The sequence below is a fragment of the Clostridium sp. UBA5712 genome (assembly GCF_002419845.1).
Taxonomy (GTDB): Bacteria; Bacillota; Clostridia; order Clostridiales; family Clostridiaceae; genus Clostridium_J; species Clostridium_J sulfidigenes.
Genome location: NZ_DIGW01000015.1, coordinates 234327 through 255161, shown reverse-complemented (window position 1 = coordinate 255161; position 20835 = coordinate 234327). Strand labels below are relative to the sequence as shown.

General features: G+C 30.2%; 21 protein-coding genes and 1 riboswitch. Of the genes, 3 read left to right on the top strand and 18 right to left on the bottom strand.

Features of this window, described 5'->3' with window-relative positions:
- Positions 1-20 precede the first annotated feature (20 nt).
- The 3 genes from B3B03_RS13900 to B3B03_RS13890 form a co-directional block, all read right to left on the bottom strand.
- Complete coding sequence (locus B3B03_RS13900) at positions 21-875, bottom strand: GNAT family N-acetyltransferase (protein WP_346877616.1); 855 nt, start codon at positions 873-875, stop codon at positions 21-23.
- A gap of 423 nt (positions 876-1298) precedes the next feature.
- On the bottom strand, positions 1299-2102 hold the full coding sequence (locus tag B3B03_RS13895; RefSeq protein ID WP_346877615.1) for a GNAT family N-acetyltransferase: 804 nt from the start codon (positions 2100-2102) through the stop codon (positions 1299-1301).
- Positions 2103-2378: 276 nt separating this feature from the next.
- Positions 2379-2876 carry an LURP-one-related/scramblase family protein gene (locus B3B03_RS13890; RefSeq protein WP_346847062.1) on the bottom strand — a complete coding sequence of 166 codons (498 nt, stop codon included), beginning with the start codon at positions 2874-2876 and terminating at the stop codon, positions 2379-2381.
- 259 nt (positions 2877-3135) lie between these two features.
- Between B3B03_RS13890 and B3B03_RS13885 the strand changes: the two genes are divergently transcribed.
- Positions 3136-4539 carry an APC family permease gene (locus tag B3B03_RS13885; protein ID WP_346847061.1) on the top strand — a complete coding sequence of 468 codons (1404 nt, stop codon included), beginning with the start codon at positions 3136-3138 and terminating at the stop codon, positions 4537-4539.
- 84 nt (positions 4540-4623) lie between these two features.
- Here the strand turns inward: B3B03_RS13885 and B3B03_RS13880 are convergent, their stop codons facing one another.
- The 14 genes from B3B03_RS13880 to yedE all read right to left on the bottom strand — a co-directional run bounded on the left by B3B03_RS13880 (position 4624) and on the right by yedE (position 17044).
- Entirely contained in the window at positions 4624-5577 is a 954-nt protein-coding gene (locus tag B3B03_RS13880; RefSeq protein ID WP_346847060.1) for an L-threonine 3-dehydrogenase, read from the bottom strand.
- A gap of 107 nt (positions 5578-5684) precedes the next feature.
- Positions 5685-6878, bottom strand: a complete 1194-nt coding sequence (locus B3B03_RS13875) for a glycine C-acetyltransferase (protein WP_035129643.1) — start codon at positions 6876-6878, stop codon at positions 5685-5687.
- A gap of 185 nt (positions 6879-7063) precedes the next feature.
- Positions 7064-7762, bottom strand: coding sequence for a lysophospholipid acyltransferase family protein (locus B3B03_RS13870; RefSeq protein ID WP_035129646.1), 699 nt, complete (start codon positions 7760-7762; stop codon positions 7064-7066).
- Between the two features lie 35 nt (positions 7763-7797).
- Entirely contained in the window at positions 7798-8787 is a 990-nt protein-coding gene (gene queG, locus B3B03_RS13865; protein WP_346877614.1) for a tRNA epoxyqueuosine(34) reductase QueG, read from the bottom strand.
- Between the two features lie 142 nt (positions 8788-8929).
- A complete protein-coding gene (locus tag B3B03_RS13860) occupies positions 8930-9907 on the bottom strand; it encodes an NAD(P)/FAD-dependent oxidoreductase (protein ID WP_346847058.1) in 978 nt (325 codons plus the stop codon).
- A gap of 73 nt (positions 9908-9980) precedes the next feature.
- Entirely contained in the window at positions 9981-10646 is a 666-nt protein-coding gene (modB, locus tag B3B03_RS13855) for a molybdate ABC transporter permease subunit (protein WP_346847057.1), read from the bottom strand.
- 130 nt (positions 10647-10776) lie between these two features.
- A complete protein-coding gene (gene modA, locus B3B03_RS13850; RefSeq protein WP_346877613.1) occupies positions 10777-11568 on the bottom strand; it encodes a molybdate ABC transporter substrate-binding protein in 792 nt (263 codons plus the stop codon).
- Positions 11569-11809: 241 nt separating this feature from the next.
- Positions 11810-12709 (bottom strand): HAMP domain-containing sensor histidine kinase, encoded by a 900-nt coding sequence (locus B3B03_RS13845; protein WP_346877612.1) that lies wholly within the window; start codon positions 12707-12709, stop codon positions 11810-11812.
- Between the two features lie 202 nt (positions 12710-12911).
- Positions 12912-13676 carry an ABC transporter permease gene (locus B3B03_RS13840; RefSeq protein ID WP_346847054.1) on the bottom strand — a complete coding sequence of 255 codons (765 nt, stop codon included), beginning with the start codon at positions 13674-13676 and terminating at the stop codon, positions 12912-12914.
- Positions 13669-14592 carry an ABC transporter ATP-binding protein gene (locus B3B03_RS13835; RefSeq protein ID WP_346847053.1) on the bottom strand — a complete coding sequence of 308 codons (924 nt, stop codon included), beginning with the start codon at positions 14590-14592 and terminating at the stop codon, positions 13669-13671. The genes B3B03_RS13840 and B3B03_RS13835 overlap by 8 nt, the downstream gene beginning before the upstream one ends.
- A gap of 88 nt (positions 14593-14680) precedes the next feature.
- Positions 14681-15376 carry a response regulator transcription factor gene (locus B3B03_RS13830; RefSeq protein ID WP_035129662.1) on the bottom strand — a complete coding sequence of 232 codons (696 nt, stop codon included), beginning with the start codon at positions 15374-15376 and terminating at the stop codon, positions 14681-14683.
- A 133-nt stretch (positions 15377-15509) separates the two neighbouring features.
- Complete coding sequence (locus tag B3B03_RS13825; RefSeq protein ID WP_346847052.1) at positions 15510-15746, bottom strand: putative Se/S carrier-like protein; 237 nt, start codon at positions 15744-15746, stop codon at positions 15510-15512.
- Between the two features lies 1 nt (position 15747).
- Positions 15748-15963 carry a sulfurtransferase TusA family protein gene (locus tag B3B03_RS13820; protein ID WP_341349071.1) on the bottom strand — a complete coding sequence of 72 codons (216 nt, stop codon included), beginning with the start codon at positions 15961-15963 and terminating at the stop codon, positions 15748-15750.
- Positions 15947-17044, bottom strand: coding sequence for a YedE family putative selenium transporter (yedE, locus tag B3B03_RS13815; protein WP_035129665.1), 1098 nt, complete (start codon positions 17042-17044; stop codon positions 15947-15949). Before yedE ends, B3B03_RS13820 begins: the two co-directional genes overlap by 17 nt.
- Before the next feature lie 262 nt (positions 17045-17306).
- On the opposite strand from yedE, the gene B3B03_RS13810 reads away from it, so the two are divergent.
- Entirely contained in the window at positions 17307-18482 is a 1176-nt protein-coding gene (locus B3B03_RS13810) for an aminotransferase class V-fold PLP-dependent enzyme (protein WP_346877611.1), read from the top strand.
- Between the two features lie 234 nt (positions 18483-18716).
- Positions 18717-18899: riboswitch (cobalamin riboswitch) on the bottom strand.
- A gap of 353 nt (positions 18900-19252) precedes the next feature.
- Positions 19253-19873 carry a DedA family protein gene (locus tag B3B03_RS13805; RefSeq protein WP_346877610.1) on the top strand — a complete coding sequence of 207 codons (621 nt, stop codon included), beginning with the start codon at positions 19253-19255 and terminating at the stop codon, positions 19871-19873.
- A gap of 81 nt (positions 19874-19954) precedes the next feature.
- Here B3B03_RS13805 and B3B03_RS13800 read toward each other — a convergent pair whose 3' ends face one another.
- A complete protein-coding gene (locus tag B3B03_RS13800; protein ID WP_346847049.1) occupies positions 19955-20773 on the bottom strand; it encodes a DUF4430 domain-containing protein in 819 nt (272 codons plus the stop codon).
- Positions 20774-20835 lie beyond the last annotated feature (62 nt).

Genomic DNA, 20835 nt, shown 5'->3' with positions numbered 1-20835 from the left:
ATTATTCTTATTTCATACTTCTAAATTATATATCTATAATAATCTAATTGTGTTTTAATCTTAAATCCATTATTAATATAAAGGTTATATGCTGTATGATTTTTGCTATCCACCTCAAGATATATATCTTTAATATCCAAGGTCAACGCCTTCTCTATTCCCTTACTTAATATCTCTTTTCCATAGCCAAGTCCTCGATACTTAGTTGAAATTCCTAACCCACAAATGAACGCATTGCCACCTTCTAAGCTAATACTACATATACCAACAATTTCATCATCTACTTTAGCCATATAGGATATCCTATCTTTAGATTCTATTGCTCTATTAACAATTGCATTTCCTTCTTCCAAAGTTTTATTAAAAATGTCTATGTGTAGCTTTGCTATTTCATCTACATCTTGATTAATTATTTGATATAATTTTAGCTTGTTCTGTGCTTTAGTAAATTTATCCTTTTTATAGACTAAGAGATACTCAGAAAAATCATATTTAACATTAAATTTCCTTAAAGTTAACCTACCATCATTGCTTGAAGGCTCATGCACAAAAAGTATTTCTCTAACATCATACTTTCTTAGCTCATTAATAGCACTTTCTAAAAGTATTTTAAAGAAACCTTTCTTTCTCTTCTCTGGCAATGTATATGTAGAAATCTCTGCCTGCTGTGATGTTGGTATAAACATAGCTAGAAAGCTTACAAGTATTTCTTCTTCATATAATAGGAAAAAACAATTTATTTCCTTATTAAAGTTAATTTCGTTTGATAGAAATGCACCTCCTTTAGTTTTATCGTAGTTTTTGCAAGCCTCTTCTAAGTTTTCAATATCTTCAATCTGCTTCTTATCTAGTTCTCTTAACTCTAAAATTTGCATTAATTCTAACCCCCTACATAAAAATGGCCATATCCTTCACCGCAGATGATAGGATATGGCTAACTAGCACATATTTGCTTTAAACATAGTCTTAAACTTAAATATTACTTTTAAGTTCACTATGCTATTTAAAATATTTAGATATAAAAAGCCCTAGGAATACCCCTAGGGCTTAATTACAAATTAATACTTTAAATTCAACTTTAAAAACCTATAATTTCAGGTAGGGCGTTATTATATATTCTATTTAATTTTATATTATTTTTATAAAAATCTCTGTTCATAAACAACGTATTCCCACCTTTCTCATTACTTATATTTACATTATAAGTTTTATTTGTATCACTTGTCAATATATTTATTCTCAATCCCAAATAAACCATGCTGCTTCTAATTTATTCCCCTCAAAATCTTTGAAATAGATTAATTCCCTCCCTTGTTATCTTTAAATTCCACTCTTAAAAGTCTGGTCTTACTTACGAATCCGCTACTTTCTAAAGTTTTTTTAGAATTTGTATTATAGTACCAACATCCGCAAATTGGAATTTCTCCTTGCTTATAGCAAAGTTTCTTTAGCTCTGCTATAATAGTTCTTCCAATACCCTTTTGTCTATATTCTTCTCTAGTAAACATACCTATACTAGTATATCCTTTTAGTACTTCTCCTTTTTCTTGTATACCAAAACCTAACACGTTAGTACCCTCTTCAAAAATATATAATTCTCCATCTTTAACCTGTTTGTATACGTCTTCAAAGAAGTCACCACTGAATTCCTTTATCACATCAATATCTTTATCCTCTGCTTTTCTTAGATTACCATTGTTATAATACCTTATTTTCTCTGGGTTACCTTTATGATCCTGGAAAAAATAAGCTTGATTTTTTACTTCTTTATTTTCTATATCACATATACAACTTAAATATAACTCGTCTCCTGTAAATACATAGGCTGATTTTGGATTAAACTTTTTTAATATAGCATTAAAATACTTTTGAGCGTATTTTATATATTTACATTTGATATAAAACAGTGTTAATAATTCATCATCATATATAGCAAAATATCCTATATACTTTGAATTCATAACTATTCTATAAAACTTAGATTTAATTATATGGTCCTCTAAATATGAATCGAAGGGTGAAGACAGGGTTTTTATATAATCTTTTAAAAACTTACTTATATCATCACAATTAGTTAATTCGAAGCTTATACTTGTTTTCATATGTTTCCTATAATCTCCAATAAATTAAACCCCTGTACCCTTATTAAAATACCTTCTTTTATGCTACAGCTTATATGTCGCATAAATAATCTTTCTTTAATAATTTTACTCATTTTTACCTAGTAAGTACCTGTTAATAGTACCACTAAATTCCCCCCTTTTTATTTTATTTACCCCAGTTATTTTCTTTACTTAGTAGCTTGTCTTTCTTTTATTGCAATAATAGTTCCCCCCTAGTAATTTTTTAGGTTACTAATTTACTATTTAATTTTAAACTTAGTTACCCCTATTATTAGCAGTACACATTTCACAGTCTATAGCTAAAACTATAGCTAAGCATAATATTTCATCAACCTGATCAGATATATTTAGTACATAGCTATCTCCCCAAGTAAACCATTCCTTGCTCACCGTCATAACAGCATATTCACCTTGATATAATGTATAATCATGGGCCCAAAAATCACCTGTTAACCTTAAGTCAGTTCCATCTAGATAATAATTTTGATTAATAAAAGTAAATTTTTTTATCAAATCTCCAATTACCATGCCATTTATGATAATTTCAAACTTAGGCATAAAGGTAAAGAGTTTCTGCCTTATATAGCCCACTTCCTTATGACTTATATCATAAATATGAAGTTTATGCCCCATGGAAAACATTTCACCTTCAACGAAATATTTATCTTCCTCTTTTTCATCTTTAACTATAAATCTATCAGTAAATGAAAATACTTTTTGCTTAATATATAATTTCATAGCTTCCTCCGTCATATATACTCATTATTAATATTATCTCATAAATTTTAGAACATTAATACAAATTTATGTAATTATACACCCAATTATTTTAATATGTTATTACTAATAAAATTATTCAGATTATATTTATAGATAAATGTTCAATAATATTTAATAATTTCTATAATATTTTAAAAATAATTCGATTAATATGAAAATATTTTATTTTAAATGTAAAAAGAATGTTTCCCATGATATAATAATATCGTAATTTAATATAGGAGGGAAATTTATGTCTGAAAAAAAGGATAAACAAATTCTTTGGTACACCTTAGCTTTTATGGCATTTTCAACAGTATGGGGTTTTGGTAATGTTATTAACGGCTTCTCTGAGTACAATGGACTTAAAGCAATTGTATCTTGGGTATTAATTTTTACTATTTATTTTGTACCTTATGCACTAATGGTAGGTGAATTAGGATCTGCATTTAAAAACTCTGGTGGTGGAGTTAGTTCTTGGATTCATGAAACCATAGGACCAAGAATTGCATACTATGCTGGATGGACATACTGGGTAGTTCATATGCCTTATATTTCACAAAAACCATCTGGTTTTATGATTTCAGCTAGCTGGGCAATTTTCCAAGATAAGCGAATCAGTAGTATGAATACAACTCTATTACAATTATCTTGCTTAGTAGTATTTTTAATTGCATTATATATTGCATCAAAGGGATTAAATCCATTAAAAAAGATAGCTACCTTTGCAGGAACATCTATGTTCGTAATGTCTATTCTATTTATCATCTTAATGTTAGCAGCTCCAGCAATTACAGATGCTAATCTAAATGCTATAGATTGGTCATTTAAAACTTTTATGCCTACATTTGATGTTAAATTCTTTACCAGCTTATCAATCTTAGTCTTTGCTGTTGGTGGATGTGAGAAAATATCACCTTATGTTAACCAAGTTAAAGACCCTGAAACTGGTTTTTCAAAAGGTATGATTGCATTAGCAATTATGGTTGCAGTATGTGCAATTTTAGGAACTATATCATTAGGTATGATGTTTGATTCAAATAATGTTCCTAAAGACTTAATGACTAATGGAGCATATTATGCTTTCCAGAAGTTAGGTGAATACTATCACATAGGAAATACTTTCGTAATTATTTATGCTATTACAAATCTTATTGGACAATTTGCAGTACTTATAATATCAATTGATGCACCTTTACGTATGTTACTTAATAGTGCTGATAGAGAGTTCATACCTGAAAAATTGTTTGTACAAAACAAATATGGTGCTTATACAAACGGACATAAACTTATATTAGTTATTGTTTCAATTTTAATAATTCTACCTGCTTTTGGTATAGGAAGTGTAGATGAATTAGTAAAATGGTTAGTAAAACTAAATGCTATATGTATGCCTCTACGTTATTTATGGGTATTTGTTGCATATATAGCTTTAAAGAAGGCAGGAGAAAAATTCAATCCTGAATACAAATTTGTGAAAAATAAAACACTAGGTATTATTATCGGAGCATGGTGTTTTGCATTTACCGCTTTCGCATGTATTGGTGGTATATACTCTACAGATCCATTCCAATTAGTACTTAATATTGCCACACCATTCTTCTTAATAGGTTTAGGATTAATTCTTCCTTATATTGCGAAGAAAACTAATCATTAATTTTATAGTTATATAGTACAAGCATATAAAAATAAAGGACTGAATAAAGATATTTTATCTTCATTCAGTCCTTTATTTTTATCTCTATTTTATGCCTTTAGCTTTTAATTTTTCAAGCATATCTGCTGTCATCTTAGCTAAGTCATATTCAGCTTTAAAGCCCCACTCTTCTTTAGCAGCAGATGGGTCTATTGAATCTGGCCAAGTGTTTGCAATTCCTTGTCTTACTGGGTCTACATCATAAGACATTTCAAATTCTGGAATATGCTTTCTAATTTCTGCAGCTATTTGCTCTGGTTCAAAGCTCATTGCAGTTATATTAAATGCATTTCTGTGCTTTAATTCACTTGGATCAGCTTCCATTAAAGTGATTATTGCATTTATAGCATCTGGCATATACATCATATCCATGTAAGTTCCTTTACCTATGAAAGAAGTATACTTACCAGTTTTTAATGCTTCATAATAAATATCAACTGCATAATCTGTAGTTCCACCGCCTGGTAATGCTACATAAGAAATAAGCCCTGGGAATCTTACTCCTCTTGTATCTACACCATACTTAGAGTGGTAGTAATCACATAATAACTCTCCAGAAACCTTAGTTACACCATACATAGTGTTTGGTCTTTGAATAGTATCTTGTGGAGTATTTACCTTAGGTGTAGATGGTCCAAATGCACCTATTGAACTTGGAGTAAAGAATTTACAATTTAATTCTCTAGCAACTTCTAAAGCGTTTACAAGACCACCCATGTTAATAGTCCATGCAAGTTGTGGTTTTGCTTCTGCAACTGCTGATAAAAGTGCTGCAAGATGAATAATAGTATCTACTTCATGTTTTTTAGCTATTGATAAGAATTCGTCATAATTTGTTACGTCTAAAGTTTCAAAAATTCCACCTTCAACGATTGGATTTCCTTCTGGTTTTCTTACATCTGTAGCTACTACATTATCTACTCCGTAAACTTCTCTTAATTTCGTTACTAATTCCGTACCAATTTGACCTAAGCATCCGCTAACTAATATTCTTTTCATATTGATTCTCCCTATCTAATGTTATTTAAATTTTATTTAAATGTTTTTTTAGTTAAAATCTATAACCTCTAGAGGAGGATATTCCTCCTCTACTTTTAATACAAATATTATTTTATTAAGCCCATTTCTCTTCCTACTTTTGCATATTTAGCAATAGCTTCATCTAACAATTCTTTTGTGTGAGCAGCTGATGGCATGTTTCTTACTCTAGCTGTTCCCAGTGGTACTGTTGGAAATACTATTGATTTAGCATATACGCCCTCTTCATATAATCTTCTACTGAATTCTTGAGCCTCAGCAGCCTCTCCAATTATGCATGGAGTTATAGGTGTTTCACTATGTCCAATATCAAATCCTAATTCTTTTAAGCCCTTTTTAAGGTAATTCCCATTTTCCCATAATCTATCATGAAGTTCCGTACTTTCAGTTAATATATTTACAGCCTCTATACAAGCTCCTGCTGCTGCTGGAGTTAATGATGTAGAGAATAGGAATGGTCTACCTCTAACCTTTAACCAGTCGATAAGGTCTTTAGATCCTGCTACATATCCTCCAACTACACCGATAGCTTTAGAAAGTGTTCCTATTTGGAAATCTATTTTGTCTGATAATCCAAAGTGGTGAACTGTTCCAGCACCTTTTCCTAGTACCCCAGAACCGTGAGCATCATCAACATAAGTAATTAAATCAAACTCTTCTGCAATCTCAACAATTTCAGGAAGTTTTGCAACATCTCCATCCATTGAGAATACACCATCAGTGATTACCATTATTTTTTCATATAATCCTGATTCTTTTGCTTCTTTAGCCTTTGCTCTTAAATCATCCATATCAGAGTGTTCAACTCTTATGATTTTAGCTCCTGATAATCTACATCCATCTATAATTGACGCATGATTTAGTGCATCTGAAAGTATTGCATCTTTTTTGTTCATTACAGCAGATATTGCTGCCATATTACAGTTAAATCCTGATTGGAAAGCTATTGCAGCTTCAGTATGCTTAAATGCTGCTAACTTCTTCTCTAATTCTATATGTATGTCTAATGTTCCATTTATTGTTCTAACAGCACCAGCACCTACACCGTACTTTTCTGTAGCTTTGATTGAAGCATCAATCATTCTCTTGTTAGTGGCAAGTCCTAGATAGTTGTTTGAAGATAGGTTTATTAGCTTCTTTCCTTCTATTTCTATCACAGGTCCATTTTGTCCTGTAATAACATTAATTTCATTATAAAGCCCTTTACTTTTAAGGTCCTCTAAATTAGTTTTAAGGAAATTGTTTAAAGATTTGCTTCCCATTTGATTACCTCCATTTAAATTATATTAAATAAAATTTACTATACATGCTAATATATTAATAACACATATAAGTATATTTATACTCCATAATAATATTTTTTAACACTTACCTTTATAAATCAGCTACTTATACTTTCCCTTTACATAATTAGAATATCATCTACTATAAGTTTTTCAATGAATCCTTATTTATATACACCTCTATATTTTTCTGGTAAAAGAGCAGCTATAGATTTCATAACTTCCAACATAGCTCTTTCATTATATTCATTCTTATCTTCTTCTTTAAGTTTTTCAGGTAAATATATAGGTTCTCCAAACCTTACAGTAACTTGAGCTGTTTGGAAGTTTTCTTCCCCCATATCACCATCATTTATAGGTAAAAATTCTTCTGTGCCTGCTAACCCAATTGGAATTATCTTAGCCTTAGATAGCTTAGCCATTAGAAGAAATCCCTTCTTGCCTTCTATCATTGAACCACTTCTACTTCTTGTTCCCTCTGGAAATATCATAATATTTTCTCCAGCTCTAAGTTTCTTTACAATTTTACTAATGGCATCCTTATCTGCAGAATTAGGTTTAATTGCTATGGTCTTTATAAACTTAAATCCATTCTTAGTAAAATCGTTATTGGAAAGCTTTACTCCCGCAATGAATGTGGGGTCAAAGTCTTTTAATAGTTCGTTAAGTATTAGTCCATCAGCATTACTTAAGTGGTTACATATAAATATTATTGGGCCCTTTATACCTTTAATTTTTTCGTAACCTTCAACCTTCATATTAGCATACTTTTTTATTGATGTCTTTACATAACTTCTTGCTAATTTTCCAGAAAGACTCTCTGGTAATTTATTTAAAATTTTTGTTAATATATCTCTTTTCATAGAAATCTCCTTTATACCTAAGACTTACCTCCATACTACTTCTTGAATAATCTGTTATAATACTCCTTTATGTATGGTGAGTTAATACTCTCTTCTATATTATCTATATCTTCATTATACCTCAAATAATAATTGATAAGCCCATTTCTTATTAATAAATTCTTTCCACGCCATCCACAAGAATGCATGATATACTTTTCTTTAAAGTTTTTATTATCAAGATTTATAAGCTCTAATAAATCAACCTTTTCCATATACTCCTTAGGTAGAAATTCTTTAATAGGTGAAACTTCCACATTTAAATTATGTGGACATACTTTTTGACAATTGTCACACCCAAAAATCTTGCCTTTAACCATATTTAATTCTTCATTATTTAAGTGCTTTTTTTGAGTTAAATAAGAAACACATTGTGAAGAATTAAACTTTTTAACATCTTCTATTATAACATTTGTTGGGCATTTTTCCACACATAAATTGCACCCTTTACAGCCATATTTTTTTGATTTATCCCCTTGTAGCTTAAGATTTGTTATTATTTCTCCTAAAAATACATAGGAGCCATACTTTTCCGTAATAAGAGTATTATTCTTCCCTATAAATCCAACTCCACTTATAGCTGCGATATATCTCTCTGGTAATGGGTTACTATCTACAAACCATTTAGCCTCTCCTCCTAAGGATTCTATATAATCACATATTTCCTTTAAATATTTTTCTACTACTCTGTGATAATCTAGCCCCCTTGTATATAGAGAAAATTTATCTCCTTCGCCTTTATCATCACGATAATAAGGAAAAGCTATTGATATAATAGTTTCTCCATTTTCCATTAAGAGCTTTGGATTAATCTTTTTTTCTATATCTTCCTCTTCAAACTCATTAAAAAGATTATTTTCTTTTCTATCTATGAAAAATTCTTCTAGTTCATTAAATCTTCTACACTCTGTAAATCCAATAGTATCTAAAGAAAGTTTCTTTGCATAGTTTATTATTTTCTGTTTTTTATCTATATATTCTTCCATTGATTTATATATTTCCTACTTTCTCTTTTACATATATCCTATTCATACATTAGTTTCACCTTTCGATGATGTAGAGGTTACTTTTTTCTCTTTTACATATATACTATCCATATCCTGAGCTCATTATTAGTTTACCCTTGCTCTATTGTACTCCACACAAATACTCTGCTGCGTACTTAGCTGCTAATTTACCTTGATTCATGACCTTCTCCACATTAGTATACCCATCAACCACTGCACCACAAGCAAATATTCCTTTCATTGAGGTCTCCATTTTATCCGAAATAAATATACCACCCTTTTCTTTCTCTATATCTATTCCCATTTTTTCTGCTATTGCAGTATCTGATTTTAAGTTCATACATAGCACTAAAGTATCACAATCCACATATTTACTAGTTCCTTCAATAACATTATATTCTTCATCTAAATGTACGATATCTACACCAGTAACTCTATGGGTACCATATATCTTTACTACTCTATGGTTAAAGAGTACAGGAATATTAAAGTCTTCAACATATTCCTTAGCTTTATTACTTACAGCTCTAATAGCTCCACTGGTTTCTATCATACTTATTACATTGGCTCCCTCTAAAACTAAAGTTCTCGCTGCAAGTATTCCTATATCATCTGAGCCTAATACAATGCATCTTTTTCCTGGTAATACACCTTTTCTATTAATATACTTTAGCGTTGAGCAAGCTGTGGTAATTCCAGCCAACCCATAACCCAATATGTTTTTATAACCAAAGGGTCTCTCCCTTGAGCCCATGGCAAAAATGATAGACTTAGCTTTTATAGTCTTTATTCCTTCCTTACTATTTACCATAACAACTTCTTTATTCTTTTTTATTTCCAAAACTGTAGTATCGCACTTAATAATTACGCCTAAATTTAAGGCATCATTTACTAATCCTGATATTAATTCAGGGGCAGCTAAATTTTCTTTTATACTCTTATAGTAAAAACCTGCCTGAACACATGAAAGCATAGCTCCACCAGGTTCTATATCCCTATCTATTACAATAACCCTATTTACTCCTCTAGATTTGGCCTCTACCGCAGCCATAACTCCACTTACTCCTGCACCTATAACTATTAGGTCAAAAGCTTCCATGAAATCCCCTCCTATTCCCAAAACGCTATAAAATCTACCTAGATTATTATACTATTATTCTTAGTATTTATCATTATTTTCTAAGTTTCTTCCATCTATTCAACCAAAATACCATAATAAAACTAAATACAACTACAATTGCTACCAGCACATTTCCCTGAGTTCTATTTCCACTTTCCATAGCAAAATATATTGCTATTGGTATAGTTTGAGTTTTTCCTGGTATATTACCGGCAACCATAAGACTAGCTCCAAATTCACCTAAAGCTCTAGTGAATGCTAAAATAACTCCACTGATAATACTATCAAAAGCCATAGGTAATACTATATGAAAAAATATATAACTATCACTGGCACCAAATATTCTAGCTGCCTCTATACATGTAATATCTACGTTTAAAAAACCAGCCTTAGCACTTTCATACATTAATGGCAATGCCACAATTGCAGCTCCAATGGCAGCACCTTGCCACGTAAATACTAAAGTACCTCCAAATACAGCTTCAGTAAGCTTTCCTAAAGGACCATTTCTACCCATGACTATTAGCATTCCATACCCTACTACTGTAGGCGGAAGACACATAGGCAAGAGTATTATTGTTTCTAATACTGACTTCCCCTTAAAACTATATCTACAAAATATCCATGCTAATGCTATACCAAAAATAATAACTATCCCTGTGGCAACAAAAGCTACTTTAAGCGAAATCATCACTGGTGTTAATATGGATTCCATCATATATTTATCATCCTCATCTTATATTGTTTATATATACTATAGGAATGCTGTTTTGTATAACATGTATAATTTATAAGCTTCATAAGGCAATTGTTTCCTATGAAACTTATAAATTATCCTTGTTTAATAACTAATTAATCTTAAAACCATACCTTTCCAGTATTCTTTTACTTTCACTAGTAGCTAAGAACTCTAAAAAACTTTTAGCCTCAGCTTTAACTTCAGAAGTCTTTATTACCCCTCCTGGGTATATGATCTTTTTATGACTTGATGTATCAAAAGTAGTGACCACAACAGAATTTTTTATACTAACTGTATCAGATTTATAAACAATACCACAAGCTGCTTCACCATTTTCTACATAACTAACAACTTGTTTAACATCCTTTGCAAAAACAATGTTATTCTCTATGATATCCCACTTATTATAGTGATTTAAAGCTTCCTCAGCATATTGTCCTGCGGGTACAGAGCCTATTTCGCCTAAAGCTATATGTCCATCTAGGTTATCCAAATCATCTAGCTCCTTTATTTTATCTTTATATTCATTATTAACAATTAAAACAAGTTCATTTTCTACTATGTCTTTCTTACTTCCACTTTCTATAAGTTCCTTATCCTCTAGAGCTTTAAATTGCTTTTCTCCTGCAGACATAAATATATCTACCGGTGCCCCTTCCTCAATTTGTTTTTGAAGCGCTCCTGATGCCCCAAAGTTAAAAGTTAAAGTTATATTATTTTTTTCTTCATAGATCTTTTTAATTTCCTCCATAGATTCTTTAAGACTTGCCGCTGCTGAGATTATTATTTCTTTTTTTTCTCCACTATTATTAGTTTCTTCTTTATTAGCTTGTCCATTTGAACATCCAACAAAGGCTATAGCTAAAACTGTAATTACTATTATACTTCTTAACTTTTTCAAAGCACTTCCACCTTTTTCCACAATTATGTATTAATTATACATCTTATTGTGTAGATTTAAAATACATTTTAACCATTTTATTGCTATTGTTAAAAATGTTCTTTTTATCCTCATATAGAATATGCTGATTTTTTAAGATTGAGTTTAAAGTCATATATTATACATAAAAAAGAACAATCATAAACTGTCTTCTCAGCCTTGAATGTTCTTTTCTTATTTAAAACTTATATATTTTATACTACTATTTTAATTTGAATCTAATCTGAATTGTAAAGACTTCATCCTCTAAACTAGCAGAAACCTCATGTCCCATACTTTCTGTAAGTTTCTTTACAATAGTTAATCCAAGACCTGTATTTTGTCCTGTCCTCATTCTGTCTGTAGTAAAAAATCTATCAAAAACATGTTCTAAGTCTTCCTGTGTAAAGTTTTCTACCCTATTACTAAAAGTAGAAATAATTACTCCATCTACTTGCCTTTGACATATAGACATAGTTTTACTACCATGCTTTAAGGCATTTTGAAATATATTTGTAAAAATTCTAATTACAGCATTTTCATCAGCAATTATAGCTGGTAATTTTTCTTGTAGATCAACTTCTACTTCAAAGTCTTTATCAACAAAATCATTATAAAAAGCTGCTACAATTTCACGCAATAAACTTTCAACATTAACCTTTTTAAATTCTAGGTCATATTCATTGGCTTCTAATCTAGATAAATCATAAAAGCTAGTAATAAGATTTTGCAACACCTTAGAGCGTTTTTCTATAATATCTAAGTACTCCTGTTTTTCTTCTTCACTAGTAGACTCATCCCTAATTAGCTGTACATAGCCTAGAATAGATGTAAGAGGAGTTCTTAAATCATGAGATATATTAGCAATTTGCTTTCTTAATTCACTTTCACTCTTTTCATGAGCTATTCTATCATTTTGACTTTTTTCTAATATAAAATTAATTTCACCTATCATCTCTTCAATATTTTTATTAGGGGCTGCTAATTTTAATTGTTCATTGGTTTTTATATTTTTAAGCTTCTTCAATTCCTTATTTATATTGTTTATATTATAGCGATTTAGTAGAAAGAGCACTATAAATAATGCTGCTATACCACCAAATAAAATAGTTATATATATCATTTAATGCTCCTCCCAAGACTTACGCCCTAAATATATTTCTTCAAATAACGAAACCCTCTTAACCCCCATAAACAGAACAAATAGTTAACTATTTTAATATTTAACTATATTCCTATTTTACTATTTAACTAGGTTTATATTTATATAGTTTCATATTTAAATAAGTATGAATTTATATATGTGTGAATTTAAATAATTAATTCTATTTTATCTCTCTTCTTCTAAAGGAAATAATTCCTATAACCGTTATTAAAGTAATGTATACTATACCTAGTACATAAAATTTTGTAATATCCTCAGAAAGAACCCTGTCTTGACCTACTATAAATTTAATGTTGTAAGAAACTAAATATAATTGTATTTTTGCAAATATAGGTTTATAGTAACCTAGGAGCTTAATTATTCCTGGAAATATAGCTACTACCCCTAGATAAGCAAAGGCAAATATATTATTATTCTTAATATTAAAAGCAAGTAAGTTTGCAATAGCAATTCCTGTTAACCAAAGTGGGAATACAGCAATGAGTTTATTCCCAAAATTACCAAGTGTTTCTGCCATAGTTGCTCCACCTAAACCAAGACATATATAAGAACTTAATATTAACACAGTGGCAACTATAATTAAAGATACTGTGGCTACAATCACTTCTACAATAAATTTCCCTAAATATATTTTTGTTCTATTAATCCCAAAGGATACTGTATTTTTTAAAGTTTGATGCTTATGTTCATCTGAAAATACAATATCTACAATCATAATTACAGAATAATAAATCAATGTAAAAAGACCTGTTGAAATCATTAGCATATCTGGCATTGTTATTCTGTTAATTGCTTCTTGGTCTTTCATAAACCATAATGCTAATACATTAACTAGAATACATATCAATGAAGAAGTTCCAACTAAAACATAAGGATATTTACGATGAGTAGTTCTATATAATTCACTTTTTATATAATTAAGCATTGATAACACCTCCAACTAATGAAACAAAGTATTCTTCTAAATTGGTTCCCTTTATATTCATAGAATTTAACTCTACCCCATTTTTAACAATTGTACTGCTTACCATGGAAGGTGTATCTTTAAATTTATAAATTCGAATTATGTTATTAGGTAATACCTCATATTCATGACAATTTAGTTTATCCTCTAACAGTACTGCTGCCTTCTCAGCATTATCTACTGATATCTCTAAACATTCCTTACACTTCTCCTTAAGTTCTTCTGCAGAAATCTGTTCTACCATCTGTCCTCTCTCAATAAAGCCATATTCCGTTGCTATACTAGCTAATTCACTTAGTATATGACTAGAAATTATTATGGTAATATTCTTCTCTTCATTTAGTTTTAAAAGAAGATTACGAATTTCAACAATCCCCATTGGATCAAGTCCATTTATTGGTTCATCTAAAACTAAAAAGTCCGGATTATTCATCATTGCAAGAGCTAACCCTAATCTCTGTTTCATACCTAAAGAAAAACTCTTAAATTTTTTCTTTTTAGTATCTTCAAGTCCTACATCTTTAAGTAATTGTTTTATGCATTCTGAACCAGCTATTCCTCTTTGAACTCTATAATACTCAAGATTTTCCTCCGCCGTTAAATATGGAAAAAAACTTGGAGTTTCAATCATTGCGCCTATTCTTTTTCTTGAAATCTCTAAACCTTTTTCTGTAGTTTCTGAGAATAATTGTATCTCACCACTAGTTATCATAGTTTGGCCTGCAATCATCCTTAATAAAGTAGTTTTACCAGCACCATTTTTTCCTACCAATCCATATATTGAGCCTTTTTTTATATTTATATTAGTATCCTTTACTGCCTCAAATTTTCCGTAGGATTTACTTAAATTTCGCGTAATTAATATACTTTCTTCCATAAATCTCACCCTTCCCTTTTCTTATTGTCTTTATTATAAAATTCAAAACTCAATAAACACTTAAGAAAAGTTAAAGAAATCATAAAGTTTATTCAGCCATAGTAAACCCTATACCCCAAATAGTTTTTATATACTCTGTATCCTTATCTAATTTTGATATCTTAGATCTAATATTACTAATATGCACATTTACAGTATTATCTTCTCCATAGAACTCTTCATTCCATATATTCTTATACAAGTTTTCTCTAGTAAATACTTTTTTAGGATGAGTTAGTAAAAGCTCTAGTATAGAAAACTCTCTTACCGTTAGTGTAAGGTCATTTCCATTCACTGTGACCTTCATAGCTTCCTTATCCAGCTCTAAATTCTTATAAGCTAAGACCTGCCCCTTATCCTCTGAAGTACTAAATCTTTTATATCTTCTCAGTTGGGCTTCTACTCTTGCAGCAACTTCACTTATCTCAAAGGGTTTAGTAATATAGTCATCTGCACCTAATTTCAGCAGCTTTACCTTATCTGAAATCTCAGTTTTCGCAGAGATAATAATAATTGGCATAGTTTTTGATTTTCTGATTTCTCCTATCAACTCTTCTCCAGTTAATCCTGGTAACATTAAATCTAAAAGAATCAAATCATAATTATACATGTTAATGCACATTCTAGCTTCACTACCTGAATATGCACTACTCACCTCATAATTTTGCTTTTTAAGAATTTTGCATAGTAATCCATTTATATCTACATCATCTTCTACTACTAAAATAGATATTCTTTCTTCCATATATAACACCCCTCTTTATTAGTATCGTAATGGAACTTACATATATATTCTCTATATACTTTATATCACATAATTAACTATAGATAAACAGAGTAAAAAAGAACCTATCCTGTTACAGATAGATTCTTTCTATTTATTCACATTCATATACAAGAATGCTTTCATTACCCTCAATTTTAAATATCTTTTCAATATCTTCAGTTATCATATTGTTTATATCTCTGTCTGTAATAAATTTAACCCCAATTCCACAGTTAGAGCTAAGTCTTCTTGGAACTGGCATAGTTTCATTAGCAATTTCAATACTATCTAAATATCTGTGATATTTTATAGCCCCTGAATGGGTGAAAAAAACTCCAATATACTGCATTTTATTTAACTGCCTTTATTAGAAAATCTTCTTCTACTTCTGTAACTACAGCATTTAAACCTGCATTTTTAATAAACCTTGAAACATTTTCCTTAGCCACATTATTATCAACTAATATTTCAAATCCATCTTTGTTTGCACTTAATGCTTTTTTAGCCATTAAAACTGGTTGAGGACAGCTCATTCCCCTTGCATCTACCTTAACCAATAGAAACACCACCTTTGCTATCAGCCTTACTCTTACTTATGTTAAATGATTTATTCATACAGAAATAAGAAATCCCTAATAATATTGCTATTCCTATAAATATTGCAATCTTTCCATTGCCAGTAGGACCTTCTCCTGAAGATGCTAATTTGAAGTTATGTGCAAAAGCTGCTCCAACAATCATCCCCATTACTGTGATTGCAGAATCTGCATTTCCTTCCCCAGCAAGTATTAATTGTCTTAATGGGCATCCTCCTAAAAGTACTGAACCCCAACCTGCAACTAACATACCCATAAAGTTCCATAGTGCATCATTATGAGCTATAGGTTGTTCAACAAAGCCTAGTTTGAAATCTCCTAGAACTAAGTTTCCTATTAATGTTACTACAAATATTGATATAAATCCCCACATTAAATAACTATCTTTAAACATGATTAAATCCCTAATTCCACCTACCATGCAAAGTCTTGTTCTTTGTGCTACAATTCCTATAATAAGTCCTGCTGCTAAAGCAAACCATATAGGTGCATGCATAGAACCTGGACCCTTTGCACTAAAGAATATAAATGCTGGAGCAGATATTAATAATACTAATAACATTATTGCTATTACTGGCATTGCATATCCTTCAGCTGTAGTTAAATTATAATTTCTCTTTAAAGTAAAGCCTCTGTTTAAAAATTGAATTCCAACAAATATCCCTGCTGCAAATCCAAGTAAGCCTACTACAGCATTTAAGTCTCCACCAGCAATTCTAAGAACCATTCTAAGTGGACATCCTAAGAATACTAGAGCACCAATCATCACTATAGCACCAAGAATAAATCTTAAGAATGGTGAAGAACCACCCTTTACTTTGAATTCCTTTGTAAATAGTGCAATTATAAATGCCCCTAAAACTATACCAATTACTTCTGGTCTTATATACTGTACAACTTCAGCTCTATGTAGTCCTACCGCACCTGCTATGTCTCTTAAGAAACATGCTATACAAGCACCCATGTTTTTAGGATTTCCTAAATACACCAAAGCTACAGATAATAGACCAATGATTCCACCAGCAAAAATTATGCCTCTTTTTTCTTTCATGGTTTACTCCCCCCATATATTTGATAAATATAATAAATTTTGATAATAACTCATCCAAAGTAAATTTTAACATATATTTATATTTTTATTAAATTTTTATTACGAATAGACGAAGAACAATCTATTTGTTTTTTTAATACTTATGTAACCCTAATATATAAAACCTTTATATTTAATTCTCTATGATATAATAATGTAGGAAAAAATGTTTATTTTTAAAGCTTTAATTAGATATAGGATATATAGATTTCAGGAGGTAATTATGAGAAAAGTATATTTAGATAATGGTACTACATCCTTTCCTAAGCCTAATTCTGTAGCTGAAGCTATGACAAATTATATTGTTAATGTAGGTGGAAATGTAAATAGGGGTAGTTATGATAGTTCCTTTAATGCAGAAAACATAGTCTATGAAACTAGAGAACTACTCTGTGAACTATTTAATTTTTCAAAACCTGAAAATGTAATTTTTACTAGCAATATAACTCATAGTCTTAATGTTATTTTAAAAGGATTTTTAAAGGCTGGTGACCATGTGATTACTTCTTCTATGGAACATAATGCAGTACTTCGCCCTTTAAACGCCTTACAAAGCAAAGGTATAGAGCACTCTGTAGTACCTTGTAATTCCCTAGGACAGTTAAATCCATCTGATTTACATAAATACCTTAAGCCTAATACTAAAGCTGTAGTAATGACCCATAGCTCTAATGTATGTGGAACTATTATGCCCTTTGAGGAAATAGGACAGTTCTGCAAGGCAAATAATATTTACTTCATTGCAGACACAGCACAAACAGCTGGATCAATTCCAATAGATATGGAGAAAATGAATATAGATGTTTTATGTTTTACTGGTCATAAGGGACTTCTTGGACCTCAAGGTATAGGTGGGTTTTTGATAAAAGATGAATTAGCTAAAATAACTACTCCTCTTATAGAAGGTGGTACTGGTAGCTTCTCTGAATATGAAATTCAACCTGATTACATGCCTGATAAATTTGAAGGTGGTACTCCAAATATACCTGGAATATTTGGCTTAAATGCAGCCTTAAAATATCTAAAGGAAAAAGGACTTAGTAGTATAAAAGATCATGAAATGAAATTAACTAAACTATTTTTAGATAACATTAAGGATATAAAAGAAATTAAAGTTCTGGGACTACCTTCTGCTGAAAATAGGATTTCTGTAGTATCCATTGATTTTCCTAAGGGTGATAATGGTCAAATATCCCATATGCTATCCAAAAACCACGGCATATCTGTGAGATGTGGGCTTCATTGTGCACCATCAGCTCATAAGACCCTAGGCTCTTTCCCTAACGGAACAGTAAGATTCGCCTTTGGCTCCTTTAACACTGAAGATGATGTATTATATGCTGTTAATGCTATTAAAGAAGTAATTGCTTCATCAGATAATAACACTCTATGGTTTTAGCAATATAATAATTAAAGGCTCAAAGATGCAATATCTTCAAACCTTTAATTATTATATATAAATTTTTTATAGGGCAATAATTACTAGGGATTTAAAGTTATATATTTACTCAACAACAAAACCCCTTAACTCTTCAGTTAAGGGGTATAAAAATCACAGAAAATTACATTAAAGTATATGCTATGCTTTAATATATCCATTCTTTTATAACACCCCTCCATCTACCGTAGAGTATCTAGTGTATTAATATAGGCAGGTCTTCTGACTTTGGTTCACAGTTGCTTCAGCCTTCCCAACATTCGTCAGTGGCGCTTTAAGAAGCTTCTCACCATTACAGCGGCGGGACCGTATAAGATTTTCACTTACTTCCCTTTTAAACAAAGTATTAAACTTTGTACCTCTATTATTTTTATATTAAATTTTCTCTTTATTAATCAGCTTATGTAAGCTAATGCTATATATTGTTTTTTAATATAATATAGTGTATCAACTACAATATCATTATACTACTTTTACCCATGTAATTCAAGGATTTTCCTTGATTTTCATTTAGTATCTTATACAATACACTTATTATTCTTATTAATTTCCTTCAATATAAAAGTATAAGTAATCTATACATAAAAGTTATATCCTTAAGCCTTTAATAATATATTACAATATATTGTATTTAACATAAACTTAACTTAATTAAACTTTAAGTTTATACACTTTAAGTTTATAATACACTTGTTTAAATATATCTTAAAATATAAATTTGAGGTGCTTATATGAATTTTGTAAATGATTTTTTAAATACAATAATAACTACTATACAAGGATTTGGATATCCTGGTGTATTCTTAGCGGTATTTTTAGAATATTCCTGTTTTCCATTGCCTAGTGAAGTACTGTTACCTTTTATAGGTCTTTTAGCTTCTTATGGTAACTTTAGCTTTATTGGAGTTATTCTTCTTAGTACTGGAGCAGGATTAATTGGTTCAACTCTTTGCTATACCATTGGATACTTTGGAGGCTCTCCTATAATAAATTGGCTTTGTAGTAAATCATCTGGTGCAAAAAAAAGTTTCAATAAGTTAGATTTATTTCTTGATAAGTATGGAAAACCTGCTGTGTTTCTAAGTAGATTATTCCCTTTAACTAGAACTTACATATCACTAGCTGTAGGGGCTGTAAAAATGAGTTATTCTCAATTTATATTATACTCCCTTGGGGGTATAACTATTTGGAACATAATTCTTATATCTTTAGGATATTTTTTAGGTGAAAATACTGACCTAATTCAAAGGATTTTGAAAGATTATTCTATTGTAGCTATAGCTATTCTAATAATTTGTTTTGGATTCATAGCTTATAAATTCATGAAAAAAAGAAAGAATTCCTTGGAGTAATTAAAAAATAAGAAAGTACCTTCAGTGATAATAGGTACTTTCTTATTTTATATATTTAACTAATGTTGGCATTGATAAAAATTAATTATTAACTCCATCCTCCCAATATTTCCATATCACAGTATCACCTTTATTATAAATCCAACTTCCGGTTCCCACATTAGGTTTAACAAATCCATTACTCCCACTTTTCTTTACATAGTAGCACCATCCACTTAAAGGACCAGCAGCTTTCTCTCTAAGCCCTGCAATAGATGCAAAGTATGTTGTATCGTTAAAGCCTGTAGTTCTATATTTTATCCCTAACTCATCTAAAACCTTGAATGTTAATTGAGCAACAGTAATATTATCATAATCTACATATTTAGAAGCTAGTGTTTTATTACTTATTGTATCAATTACTATAAAGTTTGGAGTTTCATCTTTTACCGCTGGAGTTGGCTCCTCCTTTTTAGGTTCTACAGTTGCTTTAGAACTATTGGATGAATTTGATGATTCTTCCTTTTTACTTGCAGTTTTTTTCTTTTCAGTAGATGAATTTTTCGAATTATAGCTATTAGCATTAGATTTCTTTTCAGTGTTAGAATCAGAATTATCTTTAACTTTAGATAAATCATTAACTACAACATTTTCTTTATCATCAGTCTCTTTATTGCTTTCATTAACCTTACTATCTTCTTTATTATCAGTCTTATCCGTACTAGTTTCCTTATCACTTACTTCCTTATTAATTTTATCATTTTTGCTGTCTTCTTTATTTTCTTGCTCAGCTGTGATTGTAGCTTTTTCAGCAATTGTATTATTGAATGACTTTTGAAGTTTTTGTGCAAAAACAAACATTCCCGCAAAAATAATAAGAGCGGAAATTATAAGTAATATCTTATTTTTCCCCTTCAACATAGCACCTTCTCTCTAAATTCTAATAAATACACAAGGAAGCCTACAGCTTCCTTATGTATTTA

Bases quoted from the DNA above. Each gene is read 5' to 3' on its own strand.
- B3B03_RS13900 (WP_346877616.1), bottom strand. From the start codon at position 875: ATGCAAATTTTAGAGTTAAGAGAACTAGATAAGAAGCAGATTGAAGAT.
- B3B03_RS13895 (WP_346877615.1), bottom strand. From the start codon at position 2,102: ATGAAAACAAGTATAAGCTTCGAATTAACTAATTGTGATGATATAAGT.
- B3B03_RS13890 (WP_346847062.1), bottom strand. From the start codon at position 2,876: ATGACGGAGGAAGCTATGAAATTATATATTAAGCAAAAAGTATTTTCA.
- B3B03_RS13885 (WP_346847061.1), top strand. From the start codon at position 3,136: ATGTCTGAAAAAAAGGATAAACAAATTCTTTGGTACACCTTAGCTTTT.
- B3B03_RS13880 (WP_346847060.1), bottom strand. From the start codon at position 5,577: ATGAAAAGAATATTAGTTAGCGGATGCTTAGGTCAAATTGGTACGGAA.
- B3B03_RS13875 (WP_035129643.1), bottom strand. From the start codon at position 6,878: ATGGGAAGCAAATCTTTAAACAATTTCCTTAAAACTAATTTAGAGGAC.
- B3B03_RS13870 (WP_035129646.1), bottom strand. From the start codon at position 7,762: ATGAAAAGAGATATATTAACAAAAATTTTAAATAAATTACCAGAGAGT.
- queG (WP_346877614.1), bottom strand. From the start codon at position 8,787: ATGGAAGAATATATAGATAAAAAACAGAAAATAATAAACTATGCAAAG.
- B3B03_RS13860 (WP_346847058.1), bottom strand. From the start codon at position 9,907: ATGGAAGCTTTTGACCTAATAGTTATAGGTGCAGGAGTAAGTGGAGTT.
- modB (WP_346847057.1), bottom strand. From the start codon at position 10,646: ATGATGGAATCCATATTAACACCAGTGATGATTTCGCTTAAAGTAGCT.
- B3B03_RS13845 (WP_346877612.1), bottom strand. From the start codon at position 12,709: ATGATATATATAACTATTTTATTTGGTGGTATAGCAGCATTATTTATA.
- B3B03_RS13840 (WP_346847054.1), bottom strand. From the start codon at position 13,676: ATGCTTAATTATATAAAAAGTGAATTATATAGAACTACTCATCGTAAA.
- B3B03_RS13835 (WP_346847053.1), bottom strand. From the start codon at position 14,592: ATGGAAGAAAGTATATTAATTACGCGAAATTTAAGTAAATCCTACGGA.
- B3B03_RS13830 (WP_035129662.1), bottom strand. From the start codon at position 15,376: ATGGAAGAAAGAATATCTATTTTAGTAGTAGAAGATGATGTAGATATA.
- B3B03_RS13825 (WP_346847052.1), bottom strand. From the start codon at position 15,746: ATGCAGTATATTGGAGTTTTTTTCACCCATTCAGGGGCTATAAAATAT.
- yedE (WP_035129665.1), bottom strand. From the start codon at position 17,044: ATGAAAGAAAAAAGAGGCATAATTTTTGCTGGTGGAATCATTGGTCTA.
- B3B03_RS13810 (WP_346877611.1), top strand. From the start codon at position 17,307: ATGAGAAAAGTATATTTAGATAATGGTACTACATCCTTTCCTAAGCCT.
- B3B03_RS13805 (WP_346877610.1), top strand. From the start codon at position 19,253: ATGAATTTTGTAAATGATTTTTTAAATACAATAATAACTACTATACAA.
- B3B03_RS13800 (WP_346847049.1), bottom strand. From the start codon at position 20,773: ATGTTGAAGGGGAAAAATAAGATATTACTTATAATTTCCGCTCTTATT.